The sequence below is a fragment of the Arenimonas sp. MALMAid1274 genome, assembly GCF_049195245.1.
GTDB lineage: Bacteria > Pseudomonadota > Gammaproteobacteria > Xanthomonadales > Xanthomonadaceae > Arenimonas.
In genome coordinates, this window is sequence record NZ_JBMIRR010000027.1 from 761,554 (window position 1) to 786,055 (window position 24,502).

At 69.2% G+C, this 24,502-nt stretch carries 22 protein-coding genes and 6 tRNA genes; 22 read left to right on the forward strand and 6 right to left on the reverse strand.

Annotated features, from left to right (window positions below):
• Window positions 1-39: 39 nt before the first annotated feature.
• The 6 genes from ACOQFR_RS12190 to ACOQFR_RS12215 all read left to right on the forward strand — a co-directional run bounded on the left by ACOQFR_RS12190 (window position 40) and on the right by ACOQFR_RS12215 (window position 2,869).
• A tRNA-Gly gene (locus ACOQFR_RS12190) sits at window positions 40-115 on the forward strand.
• 89 nt (window positions 116-204) lie between these two features.
• Window positions 205-278: transfer RNA gene (locus ACOQFR_RS12195), tRNA-Cys, on the forward strand.
• 73 nt (window positions 279-351) lie between these two features.
• Window positions 352-438, forward strand: a tRNA-Leu gene (locus tag ACOQFR_RS12200).
• A gap of 43 nt (window positions 439-481) precedes the next feature.
• Complete coding sequence (locus ACOQFR_RS12205) at window positions 482-2,110, forward strand: FMN-binding glutamate synthase family protein (RefSeq protein WP_421382275.1); 1,629 nt, start codon at window positions 482-484, stop codon at window positions 2,108-2,110.
• A gap of 54 nt (window positions 2,111-2,164) precedes the next feature.
• Window positions 2,165-2,239 (forward strand) — tRNA-Val (locus ACOQFR_RS12210).
• Window positions 2,240-2,335: 96 nt separating this feature from the next.
• Entirely contained in the window at window positions 2,336-2,869 is a 534-nt protein-coding gene (locus ACOQFR_RS12215; protein ID WP_421382277.1) for a DUF4124 domain-containing protein, read from the forward strand.
• A gap of 19 nt (window positions 2,870-2,888) precedes the next feature.
• On the opposite strand, the gene ACOQFR_RS12220 is transcribed toward ACOQFR_RS12215, so the two are convergent.
• Window positions 2,889-3,746 carry a hypothetical protein gene (locus ACOQFR_RS12220; RefSeq protein ID WP_421382279.1) on the reverse strand — a complete coding sequence of 286 codons (858 nt, stop codon included), beginning with the start codon at window positions 3,744-3,746 and terminating at the stop codon, window positions 2,889-2,891.
• Window positions 3,747-3,888: 142 nt separating this feature from the next.
• On the opposite strand from ACOQFR_RS12220, the gene ACOQFR_RS12225 reads away from it, so the two are divergent.
• A complete protein-coding gene (locus ACOQFR_RS12225) occupies window positions 3,889-4,293 on the forward strand; it encodes a hypothetical protein (protein WP_421382280.1) in 405 nt (134 codons plus the stop codon).
• Between the two features lie 63 nt (window positions 4,294-4,356).
• Here ACOQFR_RS12225 and ACOQFR_RS12230 read toward each other — a convergent pair whose 3' ends face one another.
• Window positions 4,357-4,656: a DUF1244 domain-containing protein gene (locus tag ACOQFR_RS12230; RefSeq protein WP_421382282.1), complete on the reverse strand. Its 300-nt coding sequence runs from the start codon at window positions 4,654-4,656 to the stop codon at window positions 4,357-4,359.
• Between the two features lie 96 nt (window positions 4,657-4,752).
• On the opposite strand from ACOQFR_RS12230, the gene folD reads away from it, so the two are divergent.
• The 8 genes from folD to tadA all read left to right on the forward strand — a co-directional run bounded on the left by folD (window position 4,753) and on the right by tadA (window position 13,075).
• Window positions 4,753-5,625, forward strand: coding sequence for a bifunctional methylenetetrahydrofolate dehydrogenase/methenyltetrahydrofolate cyclohydrolase FolD (gene folD / locus ACOQFR_RS12235; protein ID WP_421382284.1), 873 nt, complete (start codon window positions 4,753-4,755; stop codon window positions 5,623-5,625).
• 27 nt (window positions 5,626-5,652) lie between these two features.
• Window positions 5,653-6,531 carry a TRAP transporter TatT component family protein gene (locus ACOQFR_RS12240; protein WP_421382286.1) on the forward strand — a complete coding sequence of 293 codons (879 nt, stop codon included), beginning with the start codon at window positions 5,653-5,655 and terminating at the stop codon, window positions 6,529-6,531.
• A gap of 10 nt (window positions 6,532-6,541) precedes the next feature.
• Window positions 6,542-7,546: a TRAP transporter substrate-binding protein DctP gene (gene dctP / locus ACOQFR_RS12245; protein WP_421382288.1), complete on the forward strand. Its 1,005-nt coding sequence runs from the start codon at window positions 6,542-6,544 to the stop codon at window positions 7,544-7,546.
• Window positions 7,547-8,041: a TRAP transporter small permease gene (locus ACOQFR_RS12250; protein ID WP_421382290.1), complete on the forward strand. Its 495-nt coding sequence runs from the start codon at window positions 7,547-7,549 to the stop codon at window positions 8,039-8,041.
• Window positions 8,038-9,318 (forward strand): TRAP transporter large permease, encoded by a 1,281-nt coding sequence (locus ACOQFR_RS12255; RefSeq protein WP_421382292.1) that lies wholly within the window; start codon window positions 8,038-8,040, stop codon window positions 9,316-9,318. Before ACOQFR_RS12250 ends, ACOQFR_RS12255 begins: the two co-directional genes overlap by 4 nt.
• Window positions 9,319-9,369: 51 nt before the next feature.
• Window positions 9,370-10,827 carry an IMP dehydrogenase gene (gene guaB, locus ACOQFR_RS12260; RefSeq protein ID WP_421382294.1) on the forward strand — a complete coding sequence of 486 codons (1,458 nt, stop codon included), beginning with the start codon at window positions 9,370-9,372 and terminating at the stop codon, window positions 10,825-10,827.
• Between the two features lie 20 nt (window positions 10,828-10,847).
• On the forward strand, window positions 10,848-12,431 hold the full coding sequence (gene guaA, locus ACOQFR_RS12265) for a glutamine-hydrolyzing GMP synthase (RefSeq protein WP_421382296.1): 1,584 nt from the start codon (window positions 10,848-10,850) through the stop codon (window positions 12,429-12,431).
• 167 nt (window positions 12,432-12,598) lie between these two features.
• A complete protein-coding gene (tadA, locus tag ACOQFR_RS12270; protein WP_421382298.1) occupies window positions 12,599-13,075 on the forward strand; it encodes a tRNA adenosine(34) deaminase TadA in 477 nt (158 codons plus the stop codon).
• A gap of 5 nt (window positions 13,076-13,080) precedes the next feature.
• On the opposite strand, the gene ACOQFR_RS12275 is transcribed toward tadA, so the two are convergent.
• Window positions 13,081-13,542 carry a DUF2721 domain-containing protein gene (locus tag ACOQFR_RS12275; protein ID WP_421382300.1) on the reverse strand — a complete coding sequence of 154 codons (462 nt, stop codon included), beginning with the start codon at window positions 13,540-13,542 and terminating at the stop codon, window positions 13,081-13,083.
• A gap of 65 nt (window positions 13,543-13,607) precedes the next feature.
• On the opposite strand from ACOQFR_RS12275, the gene orn reads away from it, so the two are divergent.
• Together orn and ACOQFR_RS12285 are read left to right on the forward strand one after the other, a co-directional pair.
• A complete protein-coding gene (gene orn / locus ACOQFR_RS12280; RefSeq protein ID WP_421382302.1) occupies window positions 13,608-14,162 on the forward strand; it encodes an oligoribonuclease in 555 nt (184 codons plus the stop codon).
• A gap of 20 nt (window positions 14,163-14,182) precedes the next feature.
• A complete protein-coding gene (locus ACOQFR_RS12285) occupies window positions 14,183-17,110 on the forward strand; it encodes a two-component regulator propeller domain-containing protein (protein WP_421382304.1) in 2,928 nt (975 codons plus the stop codon).
• Here ACOQFR_RS12285 and ACOQFR_RS12290 read toward each other — a convergent pair whose 3' ends face one another.
• The gene (locus ACOQFR_RS12290) at window positions 17,111-18,007 is read right to left on the reverse strand and encodes a mechanosensitive ion channel family protein (protein ID WP_421382306.1); all 897 of its coding nucleotides are present in this window, start codon (window positions 18,005-18,007) and stop codon (window positions 17,111-17,113) included.
• Window positions 18,007-20,379, reverse strand: coding sequence for a phosphoenolpyruvate synthase (gene ppsA, locus ACOQFR_RS12295; RefSeq protein WP_421382308.1), 2,373 nt, complete (start codon window positions 20,377-20,379; stop codon window positions 18,007-18,009). Before ppsA ends, ACOQFR_RS12290 begins: the two co-directional genes overlap by 1 nt.
• A gap of 162 nt (window positions 20,380-20,541) precedes the next feature.
• On the opposite strand from ppsA, the gene ppsR reads away from it, so the two are divergent.
• From ppsR to ACOQFR_RS12320, 5 genes are all read left to right on the forward strand, one after another.
• Window positions 20,542-21,363: a posphoenolpyruvate synthetase regulatory kinase/phosphorylase PpsR gene (gene ppsR / locus ACOQFR_RS12300; protein ID WP_421382310.1), complete on the forward strand. Its 822-nt coding sequence runs from the start codon at window positions 20,542-20,544 to the stop codon at window positions 21,361-21,363.
• A gap of 38 nt (window positions 21,364-21,401) precedes the next feature.
• Complete coding sequence (locus ACOQFR_RS12305) at window positions 21,402-21,902, forward strand: DUF1249 domain-containing protein (protein WP_421382312.1); 501 nt, start codon at window positions 21,402-21,404, stop codon at window positions 21,900-21,902.
• A 43-nt stretch (window positions 21,903-21,945) separates the two neighbouring features.
• A tRNA-Ala gene (locus ACOQFR_RS12310) sits at window positions 21,946-22,021 on the forward strand.
• Between the two features lie 26 nt (window positions 22,022-22,047).
• Window positions 22,048-22,123: transfer RNA gene (locus ACOQFR_RS12315), tRNA-Glu, on the forward strand.
• Window positions 22,124-22,218: 95 nt separating this feature from the next.
• On the forward strand, window positions 22,219-22,884 hold the full coding sequence (locus ACOQFR_RS12320) for a 4'-phosphopantetheinyl transferase family protein (RefSeq protein ID WP_421382314.1): 666 nt from the start codon (window positions 22,219-22,221) through the stop codon (window positions 22,882-22,884).
• Here ACOQFR_RS12320 and ACOQFR_RS12325 read toward each other — a convergent pair.
• Window positions 22,863-24,389, reverse strand: coding sequence for a S41 family peptidase (locus ACOQFR_RS12325; protein WP_421383289.1), 1,527 nt, complete (start codon window positions 24,387-24,389; stop codon window positions 22,863-22,865). The two genes, ACOQFR_RS12320 and ACOQFR_RS12325, sit on opposite strands and share 22 nt — an antisense overlap.
• Window positions 24,390-24,502: the final 113 nt, after the last annotated feature.

Genomic DNA, 24,502 nt, shown 5'->3' on the forward strand with positions numbered 1-24,502 from the left:
GACACTCCCGGGGGCGATCCCCCAAAATGCGCGTCTCTTGCGGGAATAGCTCAGTTGGTAGAGCACGACCTTGCCAAGGTCGGGGTCGCGAGTTCGAGTCTCGTTTCCCGCTCCAGTTTCGCCAAAACCCCGCCCGCGGGGTTTTGTTTTTTAGGGCGATGGCAATCGCCGGCGGACGCGCTAAGCTTCCGCCAACGCTTCCCCGGCCGGGTGGCAGAGTGGTTATGCAGCGGACTGCAAATCCGCGTACGCCGGTTCAATTCCGACCTCGGCCTCCAGTTCGAAAGCCCCGCTCCGGCGGGGCTTTTGTTTTATGGCGGTGCCGCCGCGCTTGCGGCACCATGCCCGCAGGCCCGGGTGGCGAAACTGGTAGACGCATGGGACTTAAAATCCCCCGGCCGCAAGGCCATGTGGGTTCGACCCCCACCCCGGGCACCATCCCAGGCCACGCCGCGGCGCAGGCCTGAACCGGAGCGCCGCCATGCTGCCAACGCGTTACCTGCCGTTTGTCCTGGTGCTGCTGCTCACCGTGCTGTTCGCGCTGGCCATCGGGCGGGTGCCGCAGGCCGGGTGGGGCGTGCTGGCCTTCGGCGTGCTGTCCCTGCTCGGGCTGTGGGACCTGCTGCAGCGCAAGCAGGCGCTGCGCCGCAACTATCCGCTCAGCTCGCGCTTCCGCTACCTGCTCGAATCGATCGGACCCGAGATCCGGCAGTACTTCATCGAGTCCGACACGGTGGAGCTGCCGTTCTCGCGGCAGCAGCGCGCCATCGTTTACCAGCGCGCCAAGAACGTGCTCGACAAGCGGCCGTTCGGCACCCAGCGCGACGTGTACGGCGACAAGTACGAATGGATGAACCATTCGCTGCGGCCGAGCCAGATCGCCTCGGAAGACTTCCGCATCACCATCGGCGAAGGCCGGGCGCAGCCGTATTCGGCCAGCGTGTTCAACATCTCGGCGATGAGCTTCGGCTCGCTGTCGGCCAACGCGATCCGGGCGCTGAACAAGGGCGCCCGGCTGGGTGGCTTCTACCACGACACGGGCGAAGGGTCGATCTCGCCCTATCACCGCGAACACGGCGGCGACCTGGTGTGGGAGATCGGCTCGGGTTACTTCGGCTGCCGGGACGAGCAGGGGCGCTTCGATCCGGACCGGTTCGCGGCCAATGCGCGCGACCCGCAGGTGAAGATGATCGAGATCAAGCTGTCGCAGGGCGCCAAGCCGGGGCAGGGCGGCATCCTGCCTGGCGCCAAGGTGACGCGCGAGATCGCGCTGACCCGCGGCGTGCCCGAAGGCGTCGAGTGCCACTCGCCGGCGGCGCATTCGGCCTTTTCCACGCCCATCGAACTGCTGCAGTTCGTGGACCGCCTGCGCGAGCTATCCGGCGGCAAGCCCACGGGCTTCAAGCTGGCCATCGGCCACCCCTGGGAGTGGTTCGCGATCGCCAAGGCGATGAAGCAGACCGGCCTGCTGCCCGACTTCATCGTGGTGGACGGCGGCGAGGGCGGTACCGGCGCGGCTCCGCTGGAATTCACCGACCACGTGGGTGCGCCCATGCGCGAGGCGCTGATGCTGGTGCACAACACCCTGGTCGGACTGGACCTGCGCTCGCGCGTGCGCATCGGCGCGGCGGGCAAGATCGTCACCGGCTTCGACATCTGTCGCACCCTGGCCCTGGGCGCCGACTGGGTGAACGCCGCGCGGGGCTTCATGTTCTCGCTGGGCTGCATCCAGTCCCAGAGCTGCCACACCGACCGATGCCCCACCGGCGTGGCCACGCAGGACCCCAGCCGCCAGGCCGCGCTGGACCCCGAGGACAAGGCCACCCGCGTCCACAACTTCCACCGCAACACCCTGGTGGCCCTGAAGGAGCTGCTGGCCGCCGCCGGGCTGCACCATCCGTCCGAACTGGGGCCCGAACACATCATCCGCCGGGTCTCGTCCACCGAGGTGCGGTCGCTGGCCAAACTGCACCATTTCGTGCCGCAGGGGCAGCTGCTGGAGGCGGTGCCCGAGCATGCGGTGTTCCAGGTGTTCTGGGACCTGGCCCGCGCCGACAGCTTCACGGCCCCGCCGATCGCGGGCGAAATGCAGGCGAGCAAGCTGCGCTGAGCCGGCATTCTTGACCGGCGCCGGGGCCAGCCAGTAAGATTCGCGCTCTCTTCCGGGCGGTTAGCTCAGCGGTAGAGCATCGCTTTCACACGGCGAGGGTCACAGGTTCAAGCCCTGTACCGCCCACCAGTTCCAGGAATGGCCACCTCCGGGTGGCCATTTTTCTATCCAGCACCGCCCGCCGGTGAACTGACCGGTCCCCATCGCCCCCGCATTGGAGCCGCCATGAGCACGCACCGCACCGCCGCCGCCTGTCTCGCCCTGTCCCTGCTGTCGCTGTCCGCCGTCGCACCGGCGCGGGCCAGCGACGTCTACAAGTGCGTCATCGGCGGCACCACGCACTACCAGGACTTTCCCTGCCCCGGCAGCAGCGCGCCGCCGATGATCCAGTCCAAGGCCTCCGGGGCCGACTCCGGCGCAGCGACCCCTGCCGCCCCGGCGGGCCAGGCTGGCGAAATCTCCGAGGCGGCGGTGGGCTCGCTCAGCATCGGCGAACTGAACACGGAACTGCGTTCGCTGGAACAGCGCCTGCAGCAGGCCAACACCAACTACCAGAACGCGGTGCAGCAGGCCATGGCCAAGCTGCCCAGTGAAGGCAGCACGCAGGATCGCCAGGCCGAGGCCGACCGCCTGGGTGCGGAGTGGACGCCGAAGATCGACGCCCTGCGCAAGCGCAAGGACGAGGTTCAGGCAGAAATGAACCGCCAGTGCCCGGACGGCATCAACATGCGCGAGAACTCCACCACCTGCCGCAGCTGAGCCCGCGCGCGCGCCGCGGCTATTCGAGCTGCGAGCGCGCGAACTCCGCGTCCAGTGCTTCCATCGCGTCGCGCGGCTTGAGCTTGCCGGCCTTCTCGAAGGCGGCCGCGGCATCGTCCTCGCGCTTGTCGCCGTGCAGGAGCAGCAGCAGGTTGCCCTGCTCGAGCCAGGCTATGGGCGAGTCGGGCGTGAGCTTGAGGGCCGCGGCCATGTGCTTCTCGGCGTCCGCGGCCTTGGCGCCATAGGTCAGGCCGCCCACCAGCCCACCGACCTTGGCGATGATCTCACCGTGGTAGATGGCCAGTGCCGTCAGGGCTTCGGCATGCTTCGGCGCCAGCTTCAGCGTGGTGTCCAGGTGCTTGCGCACCTTGGTGGCCAGGCCCATCTTCAGCGCTTTGGCGATGCTGATGCCCTGGCTGTAGCGGCCCATGCCGAAGGCGTAGCGGTAGTGGCTGTTGGCTTCGTCCGGCAGTGCGGCGATGGCCGCCTCGGCCAGCTGGCCCACCTGCTCGTAGCGCCGCAGCTGTTCGGCCTCGTCGCGTACCAGGTAGGTGGCATGGATGCCCAGGGCCTTGCAGGCCACCGAGGCGCCGACCGGACCCAGGGCCTCGCCGGCCTCGAAGGCCTGCTGGAAATCGCCGCGATGGAAGGCGCGCCACGCCTCCTGCAGTGCTGCGGCCAGGGCCGCGGCGTCCATGCCCTTGGGCGCCGCCTTGCCGGCGGCCTTGATCAGGGCCGCCGCGCGCTTGTCGTCGGGGAAGGGTTCCGCGTCGCCCGCATGCAGTGACGGCCAGGCCTTCCTGAGCTTGTCGCCGGCCTGGTCGAACGCCTTGGCATCGTGCGGAAATTTCGCCCAGCTGGATTTTTTGGCGGCCATGGTCGGACTCCGGAAGAGGACGGCCAGCATGTCGCGCGGCCGCGTCGCCCGCAAGCGCGCCGGGCCTAGTGTGATTGCTCAAGCCACGCGGCCGAGACTCGGGACCGATACGGCCAACCGGCCACCCGTCACCAGGTGTCGCATGACCCGCAAGTCTCCCGCCCGCCGCAGCTCCCGCAAGACCCCGATCAGCCCGCGCGCCGTCCTCCTGGCCGGCCTCGGCGCGGCGTCGCTGTGCCGCAAGCAGGCCCTGAAGTCCGTCGATGGCCTGGCCGAAGCCACCCAGGCACTGCGCAAACGCGCCGATGCCACCGCCCGCGATGCCGGCAAGCGCGCCGCCAGCCTGCGCAAACAGGCCGAGGCCCGCCTGGCCCCGGTGCAGAAGCAGGCCAGCCGCCTGGCGGCCCAGGCCCAGGCCGAATTCGAGACCCGCTTCGGTCCGCTGCTGGTGCAGCTGGGTGCCGAACCCGTCCGCGCGCGCCGCACGACCCGCCCGGCCAAGCGTACGGCGCGCCCCGCCGCCAAGCGCGCCCGCAAGCGCGCCTGAACCTAGTCGCAGTCCCTTCGTCAGAGGGCAGTCACGCCCCGGTTCGCCGGGGCGTTTTTTGTTTCAGGGATGCGCGCGCTGGGCGGCCGCGAAGGCCGCCAGCTGTTCCGGCGTGGCCTCGGCCTGGTGGCGCCGCTTCCACTCCGCGAACGGCATGCCGTAGATGATCTCGCGCGCCTGGTCCTTGTCCATCGGCGTACCGGCCGCGTCGGCGGCCTCCTGGTACCAGTTGGAAAGGCAGTTGCGGCAGAACCCGGCCAGGATCATCAGGTCGATGTTCTGCACGTCGCTGCGCTGCTGCAGGTGCTGGACCAGCCGGCGGAACGCGGCGGCTTCCAGGGCGGTGGTGTCGGTATCGGTCATGGGCAGGTGGCGGGGCAGGGAAGGCTTCGGGGATAATCGCAGCTTGCGGCCCGGTTTTGTTTTCCGCCGGATCGCCCCTCCCGCCCCCGGAGCGCCATGACCGCCCGCATCCTTGATGGCAAAGGCATCGCCGACGCCCTGCTCGACGACCTGGCCAAGCGCGTGCAGGCCCGGCTGGCCGCGGGCAAATCGGCGCCCGGTCTGGCGGTGGTGCTGGTGGGGCAGGACCCCGCGTCCACCGTGTACGTGCGCAACAAGCGCCGCGCCGCCAAGAAGGTCGGCATCCGCGCGATCGACTACGACCTGCCCGCGGAAACCACCGAGGCCGAGCTGGCGGCGCTGATCGACCGGCTCAACGCCGACCCCGCCATCCACGGCATCCTGGTGCAGCTGCCGCTGCCCGGCAACCGCGATGCCCGCGACCTGATCCACCGCATCGATCCGCGCAAGGACGTGGATGGCTTCCACCCCGAGAACGTCGGCCACCTCGCGCTGCGCCAGTTCGGCCTGCGTCCGTGCACGCCGCGCGGCGTCACCACGCTGCTGGCCTACACCGATCGCCCGGTACGCGGCCAGAGCGCGACCGTGGTCGGCGTCAGCAACCACGTCGGCCGGCCGATGGTGCTCGAGTTGCTGATCGCCGGCTGCACCACCACCAGCTGCCACAAGTTCACGCCGCGCGAGGTTCTCGAGCGGCACGTGCGCGAGGCCGACATCCTGGTGGTGGCCGTGGGCCGGCCCGGCCTGGTGCCGGGCGAATGGGTCAAGCCCGGCGCGGTGGTGATCGACGTGGGCATCAACCGGCTGGACGACGGCCGGCTGGTCGGCGACGTCGGCTTCGAGGCCGCAGCCGAACGTGCGTCCTGGATCACGCCCGTGCCCGGCGGCGTGGGCCCGATGACCGTGGCCACCCTGATGCAGAACACGCTGGAGGCGGCCGAGGCCTTCGATGCCGCCCTCGCGCCATGACGACGGCGCCTGCCCGAGCCTGACGCCATGAAGCCTGCCGCCCCCGTCCGCCTCGTCGCCATCGCGCTGGCCCTGGCCGCGCTGGCAGGCTGCGCAACGATCGTCGACCGCGCCAGCGACAAGCTGGCCTCCCAGCTGGGCAGCGCCGTGCTCAACAGCGACGACCCGGCCACGGTGCGCGACGGGCTGCCGGCCTATCTGCTGCTGCTCGACGGCCTGGCCGCCGACGCCGCCACCGACGATGCCGGCAAGGCGACCCTGCTGTTTGCCGCGGCCGAACTCAATGGCGCCTACGCCGGCAACTTCACCGGCGACGACCCGGCCCGCGCGCGGCGCATGGCCGCCAAGGCACTCGACTACGCGCGGCGCGGCACCTGCGCCCAGGATCCCCCGCTGTGCAAGGCGATGTCCGGCGACGTGGAAGGCTTCGTGGCCGCCGTGCAGGCCGCGCCCGAGGACCACGTCGCCGGGCTCTATGGCCTGGCCGCGGCCTGGGTCGGCTTCCTTCAGGCCAACAGCGAGGACTGGGGCGCCATCGCGGACCTGCCCAAGGTTCAGGCGCTGCTGGAGCGCGTGGTCGCCATCGACCCGGCGCATGCGCGCGGCATGCCGCGGGTCTACCTGGGCGTGCTCAATTCGCTGCGGCCCGAATCCATCGGTGGCAAGCCCGAACTGGCCCGCACGCACTTCGAGGCGGCCATCGCCCAGAGCGGTGGCCGCAACCTCTACGCCAAGACCCTGATGGCCGAGTATTACGCGCGCCTGCTGTTCGACCAGCCGCTGCACGACCGCCTGCTGGCCGAAGTGCTGGCGGCCGACCCGCGCGAGCCCGGATTCACGTTGAGCAATGTACTGGCCCAGGAGCGCGCCAAGGCGCTCGTGGAAAGCGGCAAGGACTATTTCTGAGCACTCCCCCGTGAACAAGCATCCGTTGATCCGCGTGTTGTCCTGTTTCGTACTGAGTCTGGCCCTGGCGATGCCCGCCGCGGCGCAGGTGATCAAGATCGCCACGCTGGCGCCCGAGGGCTCGGCCTGGATGCGCGAGATGCGCGCGGCGGCCGCCGAAGTGAAGCAGGGCACCGCGGGCCGGGTCGAGGTCAAGTTCTATCCCGGCGGCGTGATGGGCAACGATGCGGTGGTGCTGCGCAAGATGCGCCTGGGCCAGCTGCAGGGCGGGGTGCTGACGGCCAGCGAGCTGTCCCTGGTCTACCCCGATGCGCCGATCTACAGCCTGCCGTTCCTGCTCAACAGCTGGGAGGAGGTCGACCGCGTGCGACCGGTGGTGGATCCCCTGCTGGCCAAGGGCTTCGAGGCCAAGGGCATCCGCATGCTGGGCGTGTCCGGCCTGGGCTTCGGTTACCTGATGGGCAACAAGCCCATGCGCAGCCGCGCCGACATGGACGGCGTCAAGCTGTGGATCCCGCAGACCGATGAGATCGCCTCGCGCGTGTTCGAGCTCGGTGGTCTGAGCACCATTCCCTTGCCCCTGGGCGATGTCTTCACCAGCCTGCAGACCGGCCTGGTGGACACGGTGGTCAATACGCCCAGCGGCGCGGTGGTGCTGCAGTGGCACGGCAAGCTCAAGTACCTCGTGGACCTGCCGCTCACCTTCGTGGTGGGTTACCTGGTGGTGGACGACAAGGCCTGGAAGCGTATCCCCGCCGCCGACCAGGCGGTGCTTGCGAAGGCGTTCGAGACCGCGGGCCGGCGCATGGATGCCAACATCCGCCGCGACGACGCGGCGGCCCTGGCGGCGATGAAGCAGCAGGGCCTGGTGGTGACGTCGCTGGATGCGGCCGAAGCCAAGCGCTGGCGTGCGCTGGGCGAACAGGTCAACGCCGAACTGGCCAGCTCCGGCCAGATTTCCCCGGCGATGCTCGAGGCGGTGCGCCGCGCGCTGGCGAGCCCGAAGGCGCCCTGAGTGTCGCAAGGCTGGACCCGCCGCCTGCACCGCATCGAGGACGGCCTGCTGGCCGGCCTGATCGCGGCGCTGCTGCTGCTCTCGGTCGCGCAGATCGCCCTGCGGCTGCTGTTCGACAGCGGGCTGGACTGGGCCGAGCTGGTGAGCCGGTCGGGCGTGCTGTGGCTGGCGCTGATCGGTGCGCTGGGCGCCACCCGCAGCCGCAAGCACATCGCCATCGATGCATTGCCGCGCCTGCTGCCGCCGCTCGCACGGCGCTTGTCCTGGATCGTGGCCCAGCTTGGCGCGGCGGCGGTGTGTGCGGCGATGGCGTGGTTCGGCATCGGCATGATCGGATTCGAACTCGAGGCCCCGGTGCCGTTCGTGGCCGGCGTGCCCAGCTGGGTGCCGATGCTGATCGTCCCCGCGGGCTTTGGCCTGATGGCGGTGCGCTTCGTGATCTGCGCCGTGCTGCCGCCGCCCCCGCCTGAGTTGCCGGGGGAGGGCGACGCATGAGCCTGGGCCTGGGACTGCTGCTGATCCTGGGGCTGGCCGTGCTGGGCATGCCGCTGTTCGCGGTGATCGCCGCGGTGGCGCTGCTGGGTTTCCACCTGGCGGGCTACGACCTGATCTCGGTGGCGGTGGAGTTCTACCGGCTGGGCGACCTGCCGGGCCTCATCGCGATCCCGCTGTTCACGCTGGCGGGTTATCTGCTGGGCGAGAGCGGGGCACCGCGGCGCCTGGTGGCCCTGTCCAATGCGCTGCTCGGTGGCCTGCCTGGCGGGCTGGCGATTGTCGCCATCGTGGCCTGCGCCTTCTTCACCGCCTTCACCGGCGCGTCGGGCATGACCATCGTGGCCATCGGCGCGCTGCTGTATCCGGCGATGCGGGCGGCGGGGTATCCGCAGCGTTACAGCCTGGGGCTGGTTACTTCGTCGGGCAGCCTGGGCCTGCTGTTCGCACCTTCGCTGCCGCTGATCCTGTACGGATTCGTCGCCGGCCAGCTCAATACCCAGCCGGCGGTGACCATCGAGGCACTGTTCCTGGCCGGCATCCTGCCGGGCCTGCTGATGCTGGCCATGCTGTCGCTGCACGCGATGTGGGTCGGGCGAAAGCTGCCCCGCCGGGCGGGCCCGCGCGAACCCGGCCAGATCCGGAAGGCGCTGCGCGATGCGGGCTGGGAGCTGCCGCTGCCGGTGTTCGTGCTGGGCGGAATCTATTCGGGCCTGTTCACCGTCAGCGAATCCGCGGCTATCACGGCACTTTACATACTCGTCGTAACTGTATTGATCAAAAAGGAAATTAGCTGGCGAAAACTTCCCGCCGTGATGGCCGAGTCGGGTCGGATGGTCGGCGCCATCCTGGTCATCCTGGGCGCCGCCACCGCGATGTCTAACTGGCTGGTGGACCAGGAAGTGCCCAACCGCCTGTTCGAGCTCAGCCGCGAGCACGTGCAGGGGGCGCTGGCCTTCCTGCTGCTGCTCAACCTGCTGCTGCTGCTGGCCGGCATGCTGATGGACATCTTCTCGGCGGTGGTCATCCTGACGCCGCTGCTGCTGCCGGTGGCCATGGGCTACGGCATCCACCCGGTGCACTTCGGCATCGTGATGCTGGCCAACCTGCAGATCGGCTATTTCACGCCCCCGGTGGGCATGGACCTGTTCATCGCCGCCTACCGCTTCAAGACCGACATGCTGACCCTGGCCCGGGCCTGCCTTCCCTTCTTCGTGATCGTCGGGCTGGCGGTGCTGATCATCACCTGGTGGCCGGGACTGTCCCTGGCCCTGCTTTGAGCCGGGCCGACAGGCTATAATTTCGCGCTTCCCATCCCCCGGAGCCGCTCCATGCTGCGCATCCAGGCCGAAGCGCTGACCTTCGACGACGTCTCCCTCGTTCCCGCCCATTCGGCCGTCCTGCCCAAGGACGTGGACCTCGGCACCCAGCTCACCCGCGGCATCCGGCTCAACCTCCCGATCGTCTCGGCCGCCATGGACACGGTGACCGAAGCCCGCCTGGCCATCGCCATGGCCCAGCTGGGCGGCATCGGCATCCTGCACAAGAACATGTCGGTGCAGCAGCAGGCCGCGCACGTGGCCCAGGTCAAGAACTTCGAGGCCGGCGTCATCCGCGAGCCCTTCACCGTCACGCCCGACACCACCATCGGCGAGGTGATCAAGCTCACGCGCGCCCGCAACATCTCGGGCGTGCCGGTGGTGGACGGCGGCCAGCTGGTCGGCATCGTCACCAGCCGCGACACGCGCTTCGAGAAGAAGCTCGACGACCCGGTGCGCAACATCATGACCCGCAAGGACAAGCTGGTCACCGTGCGCGAAGGCGCCACCGACGACGAAGTGCTGCAGCTGATGCACAAGTACCGCATCGAGAAGGTGCTGGTGGTGGACGAGCTGTTCGCCCTGCGCGGCCTGATCACGGTCAAGGACATCCAGAAGGCGCGCGACAATCCCTTCGCCGCCAAGGACACCGACGAGCAGCTGCTGGTCGGCGCCGCGGTGGGCGTGGGTGGCGACACCGAAGCGCGCATCGAGGCCCTGGTCGCCGCCGGCGTGGACGTGGTGGTGGTGGACACCGCCCATGGCCATTCGCAGGGCGTGCTCGACCGCGTGGCCTGGGTCAAGAAGAACTTCCCGAACGTGCAGGTGATCGGCGGCAATATCGTCACCGGCGACGCGGCCCTGGCCCTGATGGATGCGGGCGCCGACGCGGTGAAGGTGGGCGTGGGCCCCGGCTCGATCTGCACCACCCGCATCGTCGCCGGCGTGGGCGTGCCGCAAATCACCGCGGTGGGCATGGTGGCCGAGGCGCTCAAGGGCCGCATCCCGCTGATCGCCGACGGCGGCATCCGCTATTCGGGCGACATCGCCAAGGCCCTGGTGGCGGGCGCCAGCAGCATCATGATCGGCGGCCTGTTCGCCGGCACCGAAGAGGCGCCGGGCGAGGTCGAGCTGTTCCAGGGCCGCAGCTACAAGAGCTACCGCGGCATGGGCTCGCTGGGCGCGATGGAGCAGGGCAGCAAGGACCGGTATTTCCAGGACGCCTCGGACGCCGACAAGCTGGTGCCCGAAGGCATCGAAGGCCGCGTGCCCTACCGCGGCCTGCTGCGCAACATCGTGCACCAGCTGGCCGGCGGCGTGCGCGCCTCCATGGGCTACGTGGGCTGCTCGACCATCGAGGAGATGCGCACGCGTCCCAAGTTCGTGCGCGTGACCAATGCCGGCACCCGCGAGGCGCATGTGCATGATGTGCAGATCACCAAGGAACCGCCGAACTACCGGGCGGGCTGACGACGCAGGAATCAGTGGGCATGACCGATATCCACGGCGACAAGATCCTCATCCTCGACTTCGGCGCGCAGTACACGCAGCTGATCGCGCGGCGCATCCGCGAGTTCGGCGTGTACTGCGAGATCTGGGCCTGGGACCACGATCCGGCCGAAATCGCCGCGTACGCGCCCAAGGGCATCATCCTGTCCGGGGGTCCCGAGTCCACGGTCGAGGCTGGGTCGCCGCGGGCGCCGCAGCAGGTGTTCGATGCCGGGGTGCCGATCCTGGGCATCTGCTACGGCATGCAGACCCTGGCCATGCAGCTGGGCGGCGCGGTGGAAACCGGCCATCACCGTGAGTTCGGCTATGCCGAAGTCGAAGTCACGGCGGAATGCGCGCTGCTGGACGGACTCAAGGACCACGCCGGCAGCCCGCCGCGCCTGGATGTGTGGATGAGCCACGGCGATCGCGTCACGCGGCTGCCGGAGGGCTTCGAGGCGACGGCGCGCACCGAGTCGGTGGCCATCATCGCCATGGCCGACGAGGCGCGGCGCTGGTACGGCGTGCAGTTCCACCCCGAAGTCACCCACACCCGTTCGGGCGAACAGATGCTGCGGCGGTTCGCGGTGGACATCTGCGGCTGCGACACGCTGTGGACCGCCGCCAACATCATCGAGGACCAGATTGCGCGCGTGCGCGCCCAGATCGGCGAGGGCGACGTGCTGCTGGGCCTGTCCGGCGGCGTGGATTCGTCGGTGGTGGCGGCCCTGCTGCACCGGGCCATCGGTGAGCGCCTGACCTGCGTGTTCGTGGACACCGGCCTGCTGCGCTGGCAGGAGGGCGACCAGGTGATGGCCATGTTCGCCGGCGAGGCCGACCGCGGCGGCATGGGCATCAAGGTCATCCGCGTCAACGCGGCCGACCGCTATTTCGAGGCGCTCAAGGGCGTGGCCGACCCGGAAGCCAAGCGCAAGATCATCGGCCGCCTGTTCATCGAGATATTCGATGAGGAAGCCGCCAAGCTGCAGAACATCCGCTGGCTGGCCCAGGGCACGATCTACCCCGACGTGATCGAGTCGGCCGGCAGCAAGACCGGCAAGGCCCACGTCATCAAGAGCCACCACAACGTGGGCGGCCTGCCGGAGCACATGAAGCTGGGCCTGGTCGAGCCGCTGCGCGAGCTGTTCAAGGACGAGGTGCGGCGCATCGGCGTCGAGCTGGGCCTGCCGCGCGAGATGGTCTACCGGCATCCGTTCCCGGGCCCCGGCCTGGGCGTGCGCATCCTGGGCGAGGTCAAGCGCGACTACGCCGAGCTGCTGGCCCGGGCCGATGCCATCTTCATCGACGAGCTGCGCAAGTCGGGCTGGTACGACAAGACCAGCCAGGCCTTCGCGGTGTTCCTGCCGGTCAAGTCGGTGGGCGTGGTCGGCGATGCCCGCGCCTACGAATGGGTGATCGCCCTGCGTGCGGTCGAGACCGTGGACTTCATGACCGCGCACTGGGCGCACCTGCCCTACGATCTTCTCGACAACTGCTCGCGCCGAATAATCAATGAGTTGCGTGGGGTTTCTCGCGTGGTTTATGACATCAGCGGGAAGCCACCTGCCACCATCGAGTGGGAGTGAGGCTGGGTTTTTTTGACGCGGATTAATGCGGAAGAGGATGCGGACAGAGCGGAGACAGGGTCTTGCCCCCGGTGACGTGCCCATTGTTTGGTTTTGTTTTTATCCGCGTCCTTCTGCGTTAATCCGCGTCAAAAATCCGCGTCAAAAATCCGCGTCAGAAAAATCCCATGACCCCCGACCACACCGACGAAGACTGGATGAGGCAGGCCCTGGCCCTGGCGGACCGGGCGGGCGAGGAGTTCGGCGAAGTGCCGGTGGGCGCGGTGCTGGTCGGGCCGGACGGGGCGCGGGTCGCGGAGGGATTCAACCGCAACATCGGGGACTGCGATCCCACCGCGCATGCCGAGATCGTGGCGATGCGCGAGGCGGGCCGCCTCCTCGGCAATCACCGGCTGCTGGGTTGCACCCTGTACATCACCCTTGAACCTTGCGCGATGTGCGCGATGGCGATGGTGCACGCCCGGATTGCCCGCGTGGTGTATGCCGCCAGTGATCCCAAGACCGGCGCCGCCGGCAGCGTGTTCGACCTGCTGGCCGATCCGCGCCACAACCATCGCGTGGCGGTGCAGGGCGGCGTCCTGGCGGACGCGGCCAGCGAACGGCTGACGGCCTGGTTTAGAAACAAGCGCGCCCGGCCTGCCTGAGCGGCTCAGCGCCGGCGGCGCGCGAGCTCGATGTCCAGCTCGTGATCGAAGCCGCGCACCGACAGGATCACCTCGCGGCCCAGGCAGATGCTGGCCACCAGCAGCCCCAGCACGCCGACCACCGCCATGCCGGTCGGCAGGTAGGGCACGCGGAAGCCCAGCACCGCATCCACCGCCAGGGCCAGGCTTGTGCCGACGAAGGCGCCCAGGCCCAGGTACAGCATCAGGCAGGCGCGCAGCACCAGCCGGGCGCGGCGACGGTGGCGCAGGATCTGGTCCTCCAGCTCGGCCCGGGTCATCTCGTCGCCGCCCTCGAGCTGGGCGATGATCGAACGCAGCCGGTCCACCACCCGCGCCAGCCGGGCATTGGCCGAGACCAGAAGCGAGCCGGTGGCCGCCATCAGCAGGGCCGGGGCCAGCATCGAGGTCAGGATGCGGTAGTGGTCCAGGGCTTCGTTCGGGTACACGGGGCCACCTTGGGGAAGTCGTGCCTGAAGTATGATGCGCCGGTCCCCTTCGCCGCCACCGACGCATGCGCAGCCACGAGCAGAACCTGATCTGGATCGACCTGGAGATGACCGGCCTGGATCCGGACACCGACTCGGTGCTGGAGATCGCCACCCTGGTCACCGACAGCCAGCTCAACGTCCTGGCCGAGGGCCCCGAGATCGCCATCGCCCATCCGCTCGCGCGGCTGCAGGCCATGGACGACTGGAACCGCGGCACCCACACCCGCTCGGGCCTGTGGCAGCGCGTGCTGGACAGCACGGTCACCATGGCGAAGGCCGAGGCCCACACCATCGAGTTCCTGGCCCAGTGGGTTCCCGCCGGCAAGTCGCCCATCTGCGGCAACTCGATCTGCCAGGACCGCCGTTTCCTGGTGCGCCACATGCCGCGCCTGGAGCGCTATTTCCACTACCGCAACCTGGACGTGTCGACCCTGAAGGAGCTGGCGCGGCGCTGGTCGCCGGCGCTGCTGGACGGGTTCACGAAGGTCGGGGCGCACACCGCGCTGTCGGACATCCGCGAGTCGGTGAAGGAACTGGCGCACTATCGCCAGCACATGGGCAGGCTCGGCGGACTCTGAGGCGGACGATGGCAGCTGGCATGTTGCGCATTGCGTGCGTGGCCCTGGTGGCGATGCTGTGCGGGCCCGCGCAGGCCCTGGAACAAAAGGCGCTGGACGCCTACGCGCGCGAGGTCTGGACCACGCGCGACGGCCTGCCGCACAACCAGGTCAACTCGATCGCGCAGACGCCGGAAGGCTACCTATGGTTCGCCACCTGGGAAGGCGTGGTGCGCTACAACGGCCAGGAGTTCCGCGCCTTCGGCCGCAACAACGTGCCGGCGCTGCGCGATTCCGGCATCCGGTCCGTCACCGTCGGCCCCAGCGGCGCACTGGTGGTGGCCACCTCGCGCGGCGGCGTCAGCGTGCTGCGCGGCGAGGAGTGGTCCACCTACACCACCGAAAATGGCCTGGCCCAGGATGAAACCTTCGCCGCCATCGAGGACCGCGCCGGCCGCATCTGGGTCGCCACCGAAAGTCGCGGCATCACCCGCCTCGAGGGGACCGAGCACCTGGTGTTCAACACCGGCAACGGACTGGCGTCCGACGTGGGCTACGCCGTCATCGAAGACGGCGCGGGTGCGGTGTGGGTCGCCACCGGTGAAGGCGTCGCGCGCATCCAGGGCGACCGGGTTCAGGCTTTCTCGGTCGAGGCCGGCTTGCCCAAGGGCGCCGTCTTCAGCCTGGCCATCGCGCCGGACGGCCAGCTTTACGTCGGCACCGAGGCGGGCCTTTACGTCGGGCGCGGCGGCCGCTTCGAACCCATCAACGCCGAGTTCCCGAAGGTGGCCGTGGCCAGCCTGCAGGTGGACGAACTCGGCAGCCTGTGGATCGGCACCGTCAACCGCGGCCTGATGCGCCTGGGTGCGCGCGGCCTGGAGCGGTTCGACGCGGCCGACGGCCTGCCCAACAACCGGGTCGCCTCGCTGTTCGCCGATCGCGAGGGCAGTCTCTGGGTCGGCACCAATGCCGGCCTGATGCGATTCGCGGACACCCCCTTCATCACGCTCGACAGCCACCACGGCCTGGCCGACGACTACGTGCGGGCCCTGCTGCAGACGCGTTCCGGCGACATCCTGATCGGCACCAGCCGCGGCATGGACGTGTGGCGCGACGAGGTGGTCACCGGCACCGAGGGCCTGGAAGGCGACTCGGTGCTGAGCCTGGCCGAGGACCGCGCCGGCAACGTCTGGCTGGGCACGTATTCCACGGGCCTGGTGCGATGGAAGGACGGCGCCGTGGTCGAGCGCCTCACCAGCGGCGAGGGCCTGCCTTCCAACCAGGTGCGCGCGGTGCACGAGGCCCGGGACGGCAGCTTCTGGATCGGCACCTCCCGCGGCCTGCTGCGGCGCAAGGAGGGCCGGGACACGGTGCTGGGCGAGAAGGACGGCATGCCGCGCGACTTCGTGCTCAGCCTGTTCGAATCGGCCGACGGCAGCGTGTGGGCCGGTACCTCCAACGGTGCGGCGCGCATCGACGGCGACGAAGTCACCGCGCTCGACCTGTCGTCCATGGACGGCGCGCAGGACGTGTTCGGCATGCACGAGGACGCCGACGGAACGCTGTGGTTCGCCACCGACCGCGGCCTGGTGCGCCGTCGCAACGGCAGCCTGAGCATCGTCGGCGGACTGCAGGGGCTGCCGGTGGATGCGGTGTTCCAGGTGGTGGTGGACAGCTACGGCAACTTCTGGCTCACCTCGAACGCCGGCGTGGTGTACGTGCGCCGCGACGACATGGAATCGGTGGCCAATGGCGGCGGCGAGCGCCTGGACTACCAGCAGTTCGCCGAAGCCGACGGCATGGGCAGTGCCCAGTGCAACGGCGGTGCCGGTCCGGCCGCGCTGCGGGCACAGGACGGCAGCATCTGGGTGGCCACCGCCAAGGGCGTGTCGGTGGTGCAGCCCGACCAGCTGCCGCGCTACCAGCTGGCGCCGCCGCCGGTGGTGATCGAAGGCCTGCGCGTGGACGACCGCAACGCCAGCGCCAACGGCAACCTGGTGCTGCCGCCCGGCACGCGCAAGCTCGAGTTGGACTACGTGAGCCTGAGCTACCGCACGCCCGAGCAGATCCGCTACCGCTACCGGCTGGAAGGCTTCGACAACGGCTGGGTCGAGCGCAGCACGCGCCGCAACGCCCAGTACACCAACCTGCCGCCGGGCCAGTACCGGTTCCAGGTCAGCGCCGCGCAGCGCGGCAGCGGCTGGAGCCCGGAGACGGCCTCGGTGAACTTCGAGATCCAGCCGCGCCTGTACCAGCGCGCCTGGTTCCTGCCGCTGGCGGGTTCGCTGCTGGCGCTGTTCCTGTACGGCCTGTACCGCGCCCGGGTGAGCCAGCTCAAGAGCCGCGAGGCGCAGCTGAGCCGGATCGTGGACGACCGCACCCGCGCGCTGAGCGAAAAGAACGGCGAGCTGGAAGCCAAGAACGAAACCATCCGCAAGCAGTCCGAGATCTTCGAGCAGCTCTCGCGCACCGACGCGCTGACCGGCCTGCCCAACCGCCGCAGCATGGACGAGACCCTGGCGCGCATCTACCAGGACGCGGTGCTCAACGACCAGCCGCTCACCTTCGGCCTGCTCGACATCGACCACTTCAAGCGCATCAACGACGGCTTCTCGCACGACGTGGGCGACGAAGCGCTGCGGCGCGTGGCCGCAGTGATGCGCGACCAGGTCGGCCAGCAGAATGTCGGCCGCTGGCGCGGCGACGAGCGCGTGGCGCGCTGGGGTGGCGAGGAGTTCGCCTTGCTGTTCCCGCTGGCCGACATGGCGGCCGCCACCGCGCAGGCCGAAGCCCTGCGCCAGGCCATCGAGGCCATCGACTGCAGCGATTTCGCGCCGGGCCTGAAGATCACCGCCAGCATCGGCCTGGCCGAACGCACCGGCCTGTCGCACCACGAACGCCTGGTGTCGCGCGCGGACCAGCGCCTGTACGAGGCCAAGCACGCCGGCCGCAACCGGGTGGTGGGGTGATCAGCCGCGGTCGGGGTCGTCCACCGCCGCGGTGATCTGGGCCAGCGGGCGGCCATCGGCATCGTGGTGGTACACGTGCAGGTCGCGCTGCGGGTAGGGGATGGATACCCCCGCCTGGGTGAAGTCGCGGGTCACCGCTTCGGTCAGGTCGCTCTTTGTGGTCACGAAGTCGGGCGTCTCCACCCAGGCGCGCAGCACCAGGTCCACGCTGCTCTCGCCCAGCCCCGTCACCAGCACATCCGGCGCCGGATCGGCCAGCACCTTGCCATGGGCACTGGCGATGGCCAGCAGGACCTCGCGCGCCTTCGCCAGGTCGTCGTCGTAGCCGATGCCCACAGGCAGGTCGATGCGACGCTGGCTGCGCGCCGTGTAATTGACGATGGGCGCGGCGGTGATCTGGCTGTTGGGCAGGATCACGTCATGGTTCTGGTAGGTGCGCAGCACGGTCTGGAAGATGCGCACCTGCTCGACGATGCCTTCCTGGCCGGCCACCACCACGGCGTCGCCGGCGCGGAAGGGCCGCAGCACGATCAGCATCACGCCCGAGGCAATGTTGGACAGCGAATCCTTCAGCGCCAGGCCGATGGCCAGGCCGGCGGCGCCGAGCACCGCGATCAGCGACGTGGTCGGCACGCCCAGCGCATCCAGCGCCGCCACCGACACCACGATGACGCCAATGGCATAGGCCAGGCCGCGCAGGAAGTCGCGCAGGATCTGTTCGACGCCGAAGCGGCCCATGCCGCGGTCCAGGGCGCGCGACAGCAGGCGCGCCAGCCAGAAGCCGACGCCGGCCACCAGCAGGGCCAGGCCGATGCGCATCAGCCAGTCCGACGCCATCGCCTGCTGGAAGAGGCCGGATGCGGTGGCCTCCCAGTGGTTGATGGTCGCAGTGCCCATCAACCGGCCTTGAGTTTCGCCAGCCGCAGCCAGGTGTCCACGACGGTGTCGGGGTTGAGCGACACCGACTCGATGCCCTGCTGCATCAGCCACTCGGCCAGGTCGGGATGGTCCGACGGCCCCTGGCCGCAGATGCCGACGTACTTGCCGGCCTTGCGGGCGGCGGTGATCGCCATGGACAGCATCTTCTTCACCGCCGGGTTCCGCTCGTCGAACAGGTGGGCGACGATGCCGGAGTCACGGTCCAGGCCGAGGGTGAGCTGGGTGAGGTCGTTGGAGCCGATCGAGAAGCCGTCGAAGATCTGCAGGAACTCGTCGGCCAGCAGCGCGTTGGACGGCAGCTCGCACATCATGATCACCTTCAGGCCGTTGACGCCGCGCACCAGGCCATTGGCCTCGAGCGTGTTGATCACGGCCTGGCCCTCTTCGAGCGTGCGCACGAAGGGGATCATGATCCAGCAGTTGTCCAGGCCCATCTGCTCGCGCACCTTCAGCACGGCGCGGCATTCCAGCGCGAAGCAATCCTTGAAGTCGGGGTGCACGTAGCGCGAGGCGCCGCGGAACCCGATCATCGGGTTTTCCTCGTGCGGCTCGTACTCCTTGCCGCCGACCAGGTTGGCGTATTCATTGGACTTGAAGTCCGACAGGCGCACGATGACCGGGTGCGGCGCGAACGCGGCCGTGAGCGTGGCGATGCCCTCGGCCAGGCGCTCGACGTAGAAGCTGACCGGGTCGGAGTAGCCGGCGGTGATCTTGTCGATCTGCGCCTTCAGCGCGGGCGATTGCTTCTCGTACTCGAGCAGCGCACGCGGATGCACGCCGATCTGGCGCGCGATGATGAATTCCAGCCGGGCCAGGCCGATGCCCTGGTGCGGCAGCTGCGCGAAGTCGAAGGCGCGCTCGGGGTTGCCGACGTTCATCATGATCTTCAGCGGCGCCGGCGGCATGTTGCCCAGGTCAGTGGTGGTGACCTCGAAGCCCAGCGCGCCGTCGTAGATGAAGCCGGTGTCGCCCTCGGCGCAGCTGACGGTGACTTCCTGGCCGTCCTTGATCACCTGCATCGCGTCGCCGGTGCCGACCACCGCCGGCACGCCCAGCTCGCGGGCGATGATGGCGGCATGGCAGGTGCGGCCGCCGCGGTTGGTGACGATGGCGGCGGCGCGCTTCATGATCGGCTCCCAGTCAGGGTCGGTCATGTCGGCCACCAGTACGTCGCCGGCCTGGAACTTGCTCATCTCGGCCAGCGAACGCACCACGCGCGCCACGCCGGTGCCGATCTTCTGGCCGATGGCGCGGCCCTCGCTGATCACCGGGCCGCGGCGCTCGAGGCTGTAGCGCTCGATCTGGGTGGTGCGGGCGCGTGACTTCACGGTTTCCGGGCGCGCCTGCACGATGTAGAGCTTGCCGGTGTTGCCGTCCTTGGCCCACTCGATGTCCATCGGGCGGCCGTAGTGCTTCTCGATGGTCAGCGCCTGGCGCGACAGCTCTTCGATGTCGGCATCGTTGATGGAGAAACGGTTGCGCAGCGCGTCCGGCGTGTCCTCGATGCGCACGCGTTCGCCGGGCTGGTCGGAGTACACCATGCGGATCAGCTTGGAGCCGATGGTGCGGCGCAGGATCGCCGGCTTGCCCTTGAGCAGGGTGGGCTTGTAGACATAGAACTCGTCGGGATTCACCGCGCCCTGGACCACCATCTCGCCCAGGCCGTAGCTGGAGGTGATGAACACCACGTCGCGGAAGCCCGACTCGGTGTCGAGCGTGAACAGCACGCCCGAGGCGCCGATGTCCGAGCGCACCATCAGCTGCACGCCGGCCGACAGGAACACGTCCTCGTGCTTGAAGCCGTGGTGCACGCGATAGGCGATGGCGCGGTCGTTGTAGAGGCTGGCGAAGACTTCCTTCACCTTGCGCACCACGTCGTCCTCGCCGGTGACGTTGAGGAAGGTTTCCTGCTGGCCCGCGAAGCTGGCGTCGGGCAGGTCCTCGGCGGTGGCCGAGGAGCGCACGGCCACCGCGATCTCGCTGGCACCGGCCTCGGCGCACAGCTTGCGGTAGGCCTCGCGGATGGCCTGGTCCAGCGCCGGCTGCAGCGGTGCCTCGATCACCCAGCCGCGGATTTCGCCGCCGGCCTTGACCAGGGCGTCCACGTCTTCCACGTCCAGCCCGGCCAGGCGGTCGAAGATGCGCTGGCTGAGGTTGTTGTGGGCAATGAAGCGGCGGAAGGCGTCGGCCGTGGTCGCGTAGCCGCCGGGCACGGACACCCCGAGCTGGGCGAGGTTGCCGATCATTTCACCGAGCGAGGAGTTCTTGCCGCCGACCTGGGCCAGGTCGGCCAGGCGGAGTTCGTGCAGCCAAAGGACGTCGGCGTTCAAGGGGATCTCCGTGCGCTCGGGGCGGGGCTGCGGACGGACGGCAGGCACCCGGGTAAGATGGGGTTCAAGCTGCGTATGATGCGACCCCGGCGCAAGCCATACAAGCTTGAATTATCTGGGAATTCATGCGCCGCGCGACGGCGCCGGGCGAGAGGACGCGGCATGGCGGGCGAACGACCGGTTTTTTATGTTTCCGACGGCACCGGCATCACCGCCGAGACCATTGGCCACAGCCTGCTCACCCAGTTCAACGGCGTTGCGTTCAACACCCGCCGCATCGCCTTCGTGGACAGCGTCGAGAAGGCCGAGGCCGCGGTCGCCGAGATCGTGCGCGCGGGCGAGGCCTGCGGCTGCCGGCCCGTGGTGGTCAACACGGTGGTGGACCCGGATCTGAATGCGCTGCTGGCGGAAAGCGGCGCCCTGATGCTGGACGTGTTCGCGCCCTTCATCAGCCCGCTGGAGCAGGAGCTGGGGCGCCGGCGCGAGGCGAGGGTAGGGCATGCGCATGGCCTGGTCGACTTCGCTGCGTACGAGACGCGCATCAACGCCACCAACTACGCGCTCACGCACGACGACGGCATGGACATCCACTACGACGACGCCGACGTGATCCTGGTCGGGGTTTCGCGTTCTGGCAAGACGCCGACCTGCCTGTACATGGCGCTGCACTACGGTGTGAAGGCGGCCAACTACCCGCTGACCGAAGAAGACCTGGAAGGCGCCGAGTTGCCGCGCCGGCTGCGCGCCCACCGCCGCAAGCTGTTCGGCCTGACCATCGATCCCGTGCGGCTGCAGAAGATCCGCGAGGAGCGCAAGCCCAATTCGCGCTACGCCAAGCTGGAAACCTGCCGCAGCGAAGTGGCCGCGGCCGAGGCCCTGTTCCGCCAGGAGTCGATTCCGGCGCTGAGCACCACCCATACGTCCATCGAGGAAATCGCCGGCAAGGTGCTGGCCCACCAAGGCATCCACCGGCACATGTACTGAGCACCGGAGCGTTCAGGGCCCTGTGCTAGCATCGAAACATGCCGGCCCCCACGCCCTCCCGCCGCGACATGCCCCGCCTGAGCCGGTTCGCCTGGCTCATGGGCCTGTACGGCGAGAACTTCCAGCGCCTGAGCCGGCTGTTCCAGCCGCAGGGGCTGAGCGCCGGCACCTACGTCTCGCGCGTGCCGGGCGGCCTGGACCTGCAGGTCGAAGTGCTCGAACAGCACGCCTACACGGTGGAGCTGCGCCTGAGCTATTTCATGCGCGACGACCAGACCGGCCAGCCCGATCCTTCGGCCTACGTGCGCCTCTACCGCGACGCGCGCCAGGCCGAAGTGACGCACTGCTACGTGGGCCGGCACTGGCAGGATGTGCTGGGCCTGCGGCCCAGCGTGCAGGCGATGGTGCACCACCGCCTGCGCATGAATGCCTTCCTCAACAAGTGGCTCGACTACCTGGACGGGCAGGGCCACGGCCCGCATACCCTGTCGAGCATCGAACCCGAGCCGGCCGGTCAAAAAAATGTCGCCTGCGCTTGACGAGTCCGGGGCGCCTGTCTAAACTTCCGCTTCTTCCTTCGGTGGGGCTATAGCTCAGCTGGGAGAGCGCTACAATGGCATTGTAGAGGTCATCGGTTCGATCCCGATTAGCTCCACCACTTATTCGCTTCAAACCTGTTTCAACGTCCCCATCGTCTAGAGGCCTAGGACATTACCCTTTCACGGTAGCGACCGGGGTTCGAATCCCCGTGGGGACGCCATCTCAGAGTTGTCCAGGAAAAGCCCGGCCCTGCCGGGCTTTTTCTTTGGGCGATGCTTGGCCAAGATGGATGGATAGACGTTTCCGGAGACGCGCTTGTCCCTGCTGCTCGAACTCACCGCGCTTTCGCGCGCCCCGGCCGAACCCGGCTGGCTGGCCGAGGACGAACGTGCGCGCGCGGCGTCGCTGGGCGATGCGCTGCGGGGCAGGCAGTTCCTGGCCGGGCACAGCCTGGCCCGGCGGCTTGCGGCCGAACTGGCCGGGGGCGATCCCTGGCAGTGGCGGCTGGAAGTGGCCGATGATCAGCGCCGGGTGCTGCGCCGGTCCGGTGCCGATGAGCTCGGCGTCTCCATCAGCCACGCCGGCGACAGCCTGGCGGTGGTGGTCGCGACCCGGCCCGTCGGTATCGACATCGAAAGCACGGGCCGCGGCCGGGACTGGCTGGCCCTGGGCCGCACGATGTTCAGTCCCGAGGAGAACGAGGCGCTGCGGGCGGCCGGACCGGACGCGCTGGAATCGGTGTTCCTGCGGACCTGGACCCTGAAGGAGGCCTGGTCCAAGCGCAGTGGCCGTGGCCTGCAGCGGCAGGAGGCGCGCCGCTGCGGTGCGCTCCCGGCCGCGCCCGCCGAAGCCGAGGCCCGGCACTGGGTGCTTCCCGGGGGTCGCCAGCTGAGCCTGGCCGCCTGGCCGGGGGCCGAACTGCGGGCTCCGGGCTTGCCCGCCGCCGCGGGCCATTGGTCCTATCGCGAACGCGCGGACTGATTCTTTCCGTCCTGGTCAGGACCGGGCGAGGGCAAACCAGCGCCAAGACGCACGCGGATCGCCGCCATCTCGGCATCTCGACCCGCCGCGATGTCGTCGTCGGTGGGCGCCACCCGCACATCCGGCTCGACGCCGGCATCGGGCTCGTCCGCGACCGGAAACTGCCCGACCAAGGGAACATCCAGCTCCAGGCCGCTGTTGGGCAGGCGCAGGAAGAAGAACGCGCCGCCGTTGATGCCACGGCGGTTGCCGCCCGTGGGCTGGCCGACCAGAGTGGCCAGACCGCTGGCGCGCACCTGCCGCGCGAACTCGAAGGTGGCCGAACTGTTGGTCGGCCCGATGATCACGAACACCTTGCCCGCGTAGCGCGGCGCCACCGGCGCAATCGATTCGCTGCCGTCGGCCGCATGCCAGCGCGTCAGGGTGTAGAAGCCCGGCCGCGAGGGCACGGCCTGGTCGCCCCAGTCGCGGAAGCTGTCGTCCCAGGTATCCAGATGCGGCAGGAGGTCGTCGGGCACCTTGCGATAGCGCACCTCGTGCCGGACGCGCGGCATCGTCACCGTCCCGGACGCCAGTCGCGAGAGCAGCACGTCGCCGACGGACAGTCCGCCTTCGTTGCCCCGCAGGTCGATCACCAGTGCCGGCACTTCGTCGCGCACCAGGGTTTCGAAGCTGCGGGCGAGGAAGGCCTTCCAGTCCCACTGGCTGTCGTACAGCGCCCAGCCGGGCATGCGCAGCACCGCCAGCTGCGGATCGGCCAGGTCCAGGGTCCAGGCCGGCGCCGCCGGATCCTCGGCCACCGGCGCGGCCATCGCGCGACGGCCCGCGGGATCCAGCCCGTCCACGTGCACGTCGCCCGGCGAGGTCTCGCCCGGCCGCTGCACGCGCAGCTCGTAGCCCTGGGCCATGCCGGGGAACAGCAGCGGCAGGAAGACGTCGAAGGCCTCGATGCGATCGTCGCCCTGGACCTGCATCTGTGCGATGCGCTTGGCGTCGTTGCCGCCATCGGCCCGCGCCACGGTGAGCAGTGCCGCCAGGAGGTCGCTGGTGTCGATGCCGTTGACGCGGGTGATCACGGTGCCGGGAATCAGACTGGCGTCTCCGGACCCGTTCGCCGTCACCACCATCCGACCGTCACGCCAGAGGAAATGGAAGGGCAGGTGGCCGCCCTGTTCGAACAAGGCCGCTTGCACCGGTTTCGACTGGTTGTAGAAGTTGGCGTAGGTGTGGCCACAGCGCACGGTCGCCGCCAGCCGCGAGAACGCCAGGTAGGCCTGGGCCAGCGTGGCGCCGCCCTTTAGCTCGCGGCGCGTGGCCTCGAACCGGGCCTGCATCTGCTCCGGCGTGGAATAGCGATGGAGACCGGGGTGGAGCTGGGTCCAGGCCCGCTCCAGCAGGTCCACGTCGGCAACCAGCCCGGCGCCGTCCAGCAGCGTGTCGGCCCGCAGCGGGGACGGCGGGGTCGTGGCATGGGACGGGGGCGCGGCCGCAGCGATGGCGGCCATCAGCAGGAAGGAGCACAGGGACTTCAAGCAAACGCGGAGGCTCATGCGGTGTCGCCCGGGACAGAAGGGGGATGCGCACAGTGACCCCAGGCCTCACCGCAGGCGACCCGGAA

Coding starts and splice junctions, on each gene's coding strand:
- ACOQFR_RS12205 (WP_421382275.1), top strand. CDS start 482: ATGCTGCCAACGCGTTACCTGCCGTTTGTCCTGGTGCTGCTGCTCACC.
- ACOQFR_RS12215 (WP_421382277.1), top strand. CDS start 2,336: ATGAGCACGCACCGCACCGCCGCCGCCTGTCTCGCCCTGTCCCTGCTG.
- ACOQFR_RS12220 (WP_421382279.1), bottom strand. CDS start 3,746: ATGGCCGCCAAAAAATCCAGCTGGGCGAAATTTCCGCACGATGCCAAG.
- ACOQFR_RS12225 (WP_421382280.1), top strand. CDS start 3,889: ATGACCCGCAAGTCTCCCGCCCGCCGCAGCTCCCGCAAGACCCCGATC.
- ACOQFR_RS12230 (WP_421382282.1), bottom strand. CDS start 4,656: ATGACCGATACCGACACCACCGCCCTGGAAGCCGCCGCGTTCCGCCGG.
- folD (WP_421382284.1), top strand. CDS start 4,753: ATGACCGCCCGCATCCTTGATGGCAAAGGCATCGCCGACGCCCTGCTC.
- ACOQFR_RS12240 (WP_421382286.1), top strand. CDS start 5,653: ATGAAGCCTGCCGCCCCCGTCCGCCTCGTCGCCATCGCGCTGGCCCTG.
- ACOQFR_RS12255 (WP_421382292.1), top strand. CDS start 8,038: ATGAGCCTGGGCCTGGGACTGCTGCTGATCCTGGGGCTGGCCGTGCTG.
- guaB (WP_421382294.1), top strand. CDS start 9,370: ATGCTGCGCATCCAGGCCGAAGCGCTGACCTTCGACGACGTCTCCCTC.
- guaA (WP_421382296.1), top strand. CDS start 10,848: ATGACCGATATCCACGGCGACAAGATCCTCATCCTCGACTTCGGCGCG.
- tadA (WP_421382298.1), top strand. CDS start 12,599: ATGACCCCCGACCACACCGACGAAGACTGGATGAGGCAGGCCCTGGCC.
- orn (WP_421382302.1), top strand. CDS start 13,608: ATGCGCAGCCACGAGCAGAACCTGATCTGGATCGACCTGGAGATGACC.
- ACOQFR_RS12285 (WP_421382304.1), top strand. CDS start 14,183: ATGTTGCGCATTGCGTGCGTGGCCCTGGTGGCGATGCTGTGCGGGCCC.
- ACOQFR_RS12290 (WP_421382306.1), bottom strand. CDS start 18,007: ATGGGCACTGCGACCATCAACCACTGGGAGGCCACCGCATCCGGCCTC.
- ppsR (WP_421382310.1), top strand. CDS start 20,542: ATGGCGGGCGAACGACCGGTTTTTTATGTTTCCGACGGCACCGGCATC.
- ACOQFR_RS12305 (WP_421382312.1), top strand. CDS start 21,402: ATGCCGGCCCCCACGCCCTCCCGCCGCGACATGCCCCGCCTGAGCCGG.
- ACOQFR_RS12325 (WP_421383289.1), bottom strand. CDS start 24,389: ATGGCCGCCATCGCTGCGGCCGCGCCCCCGTCCCATGCCACGACCCCG.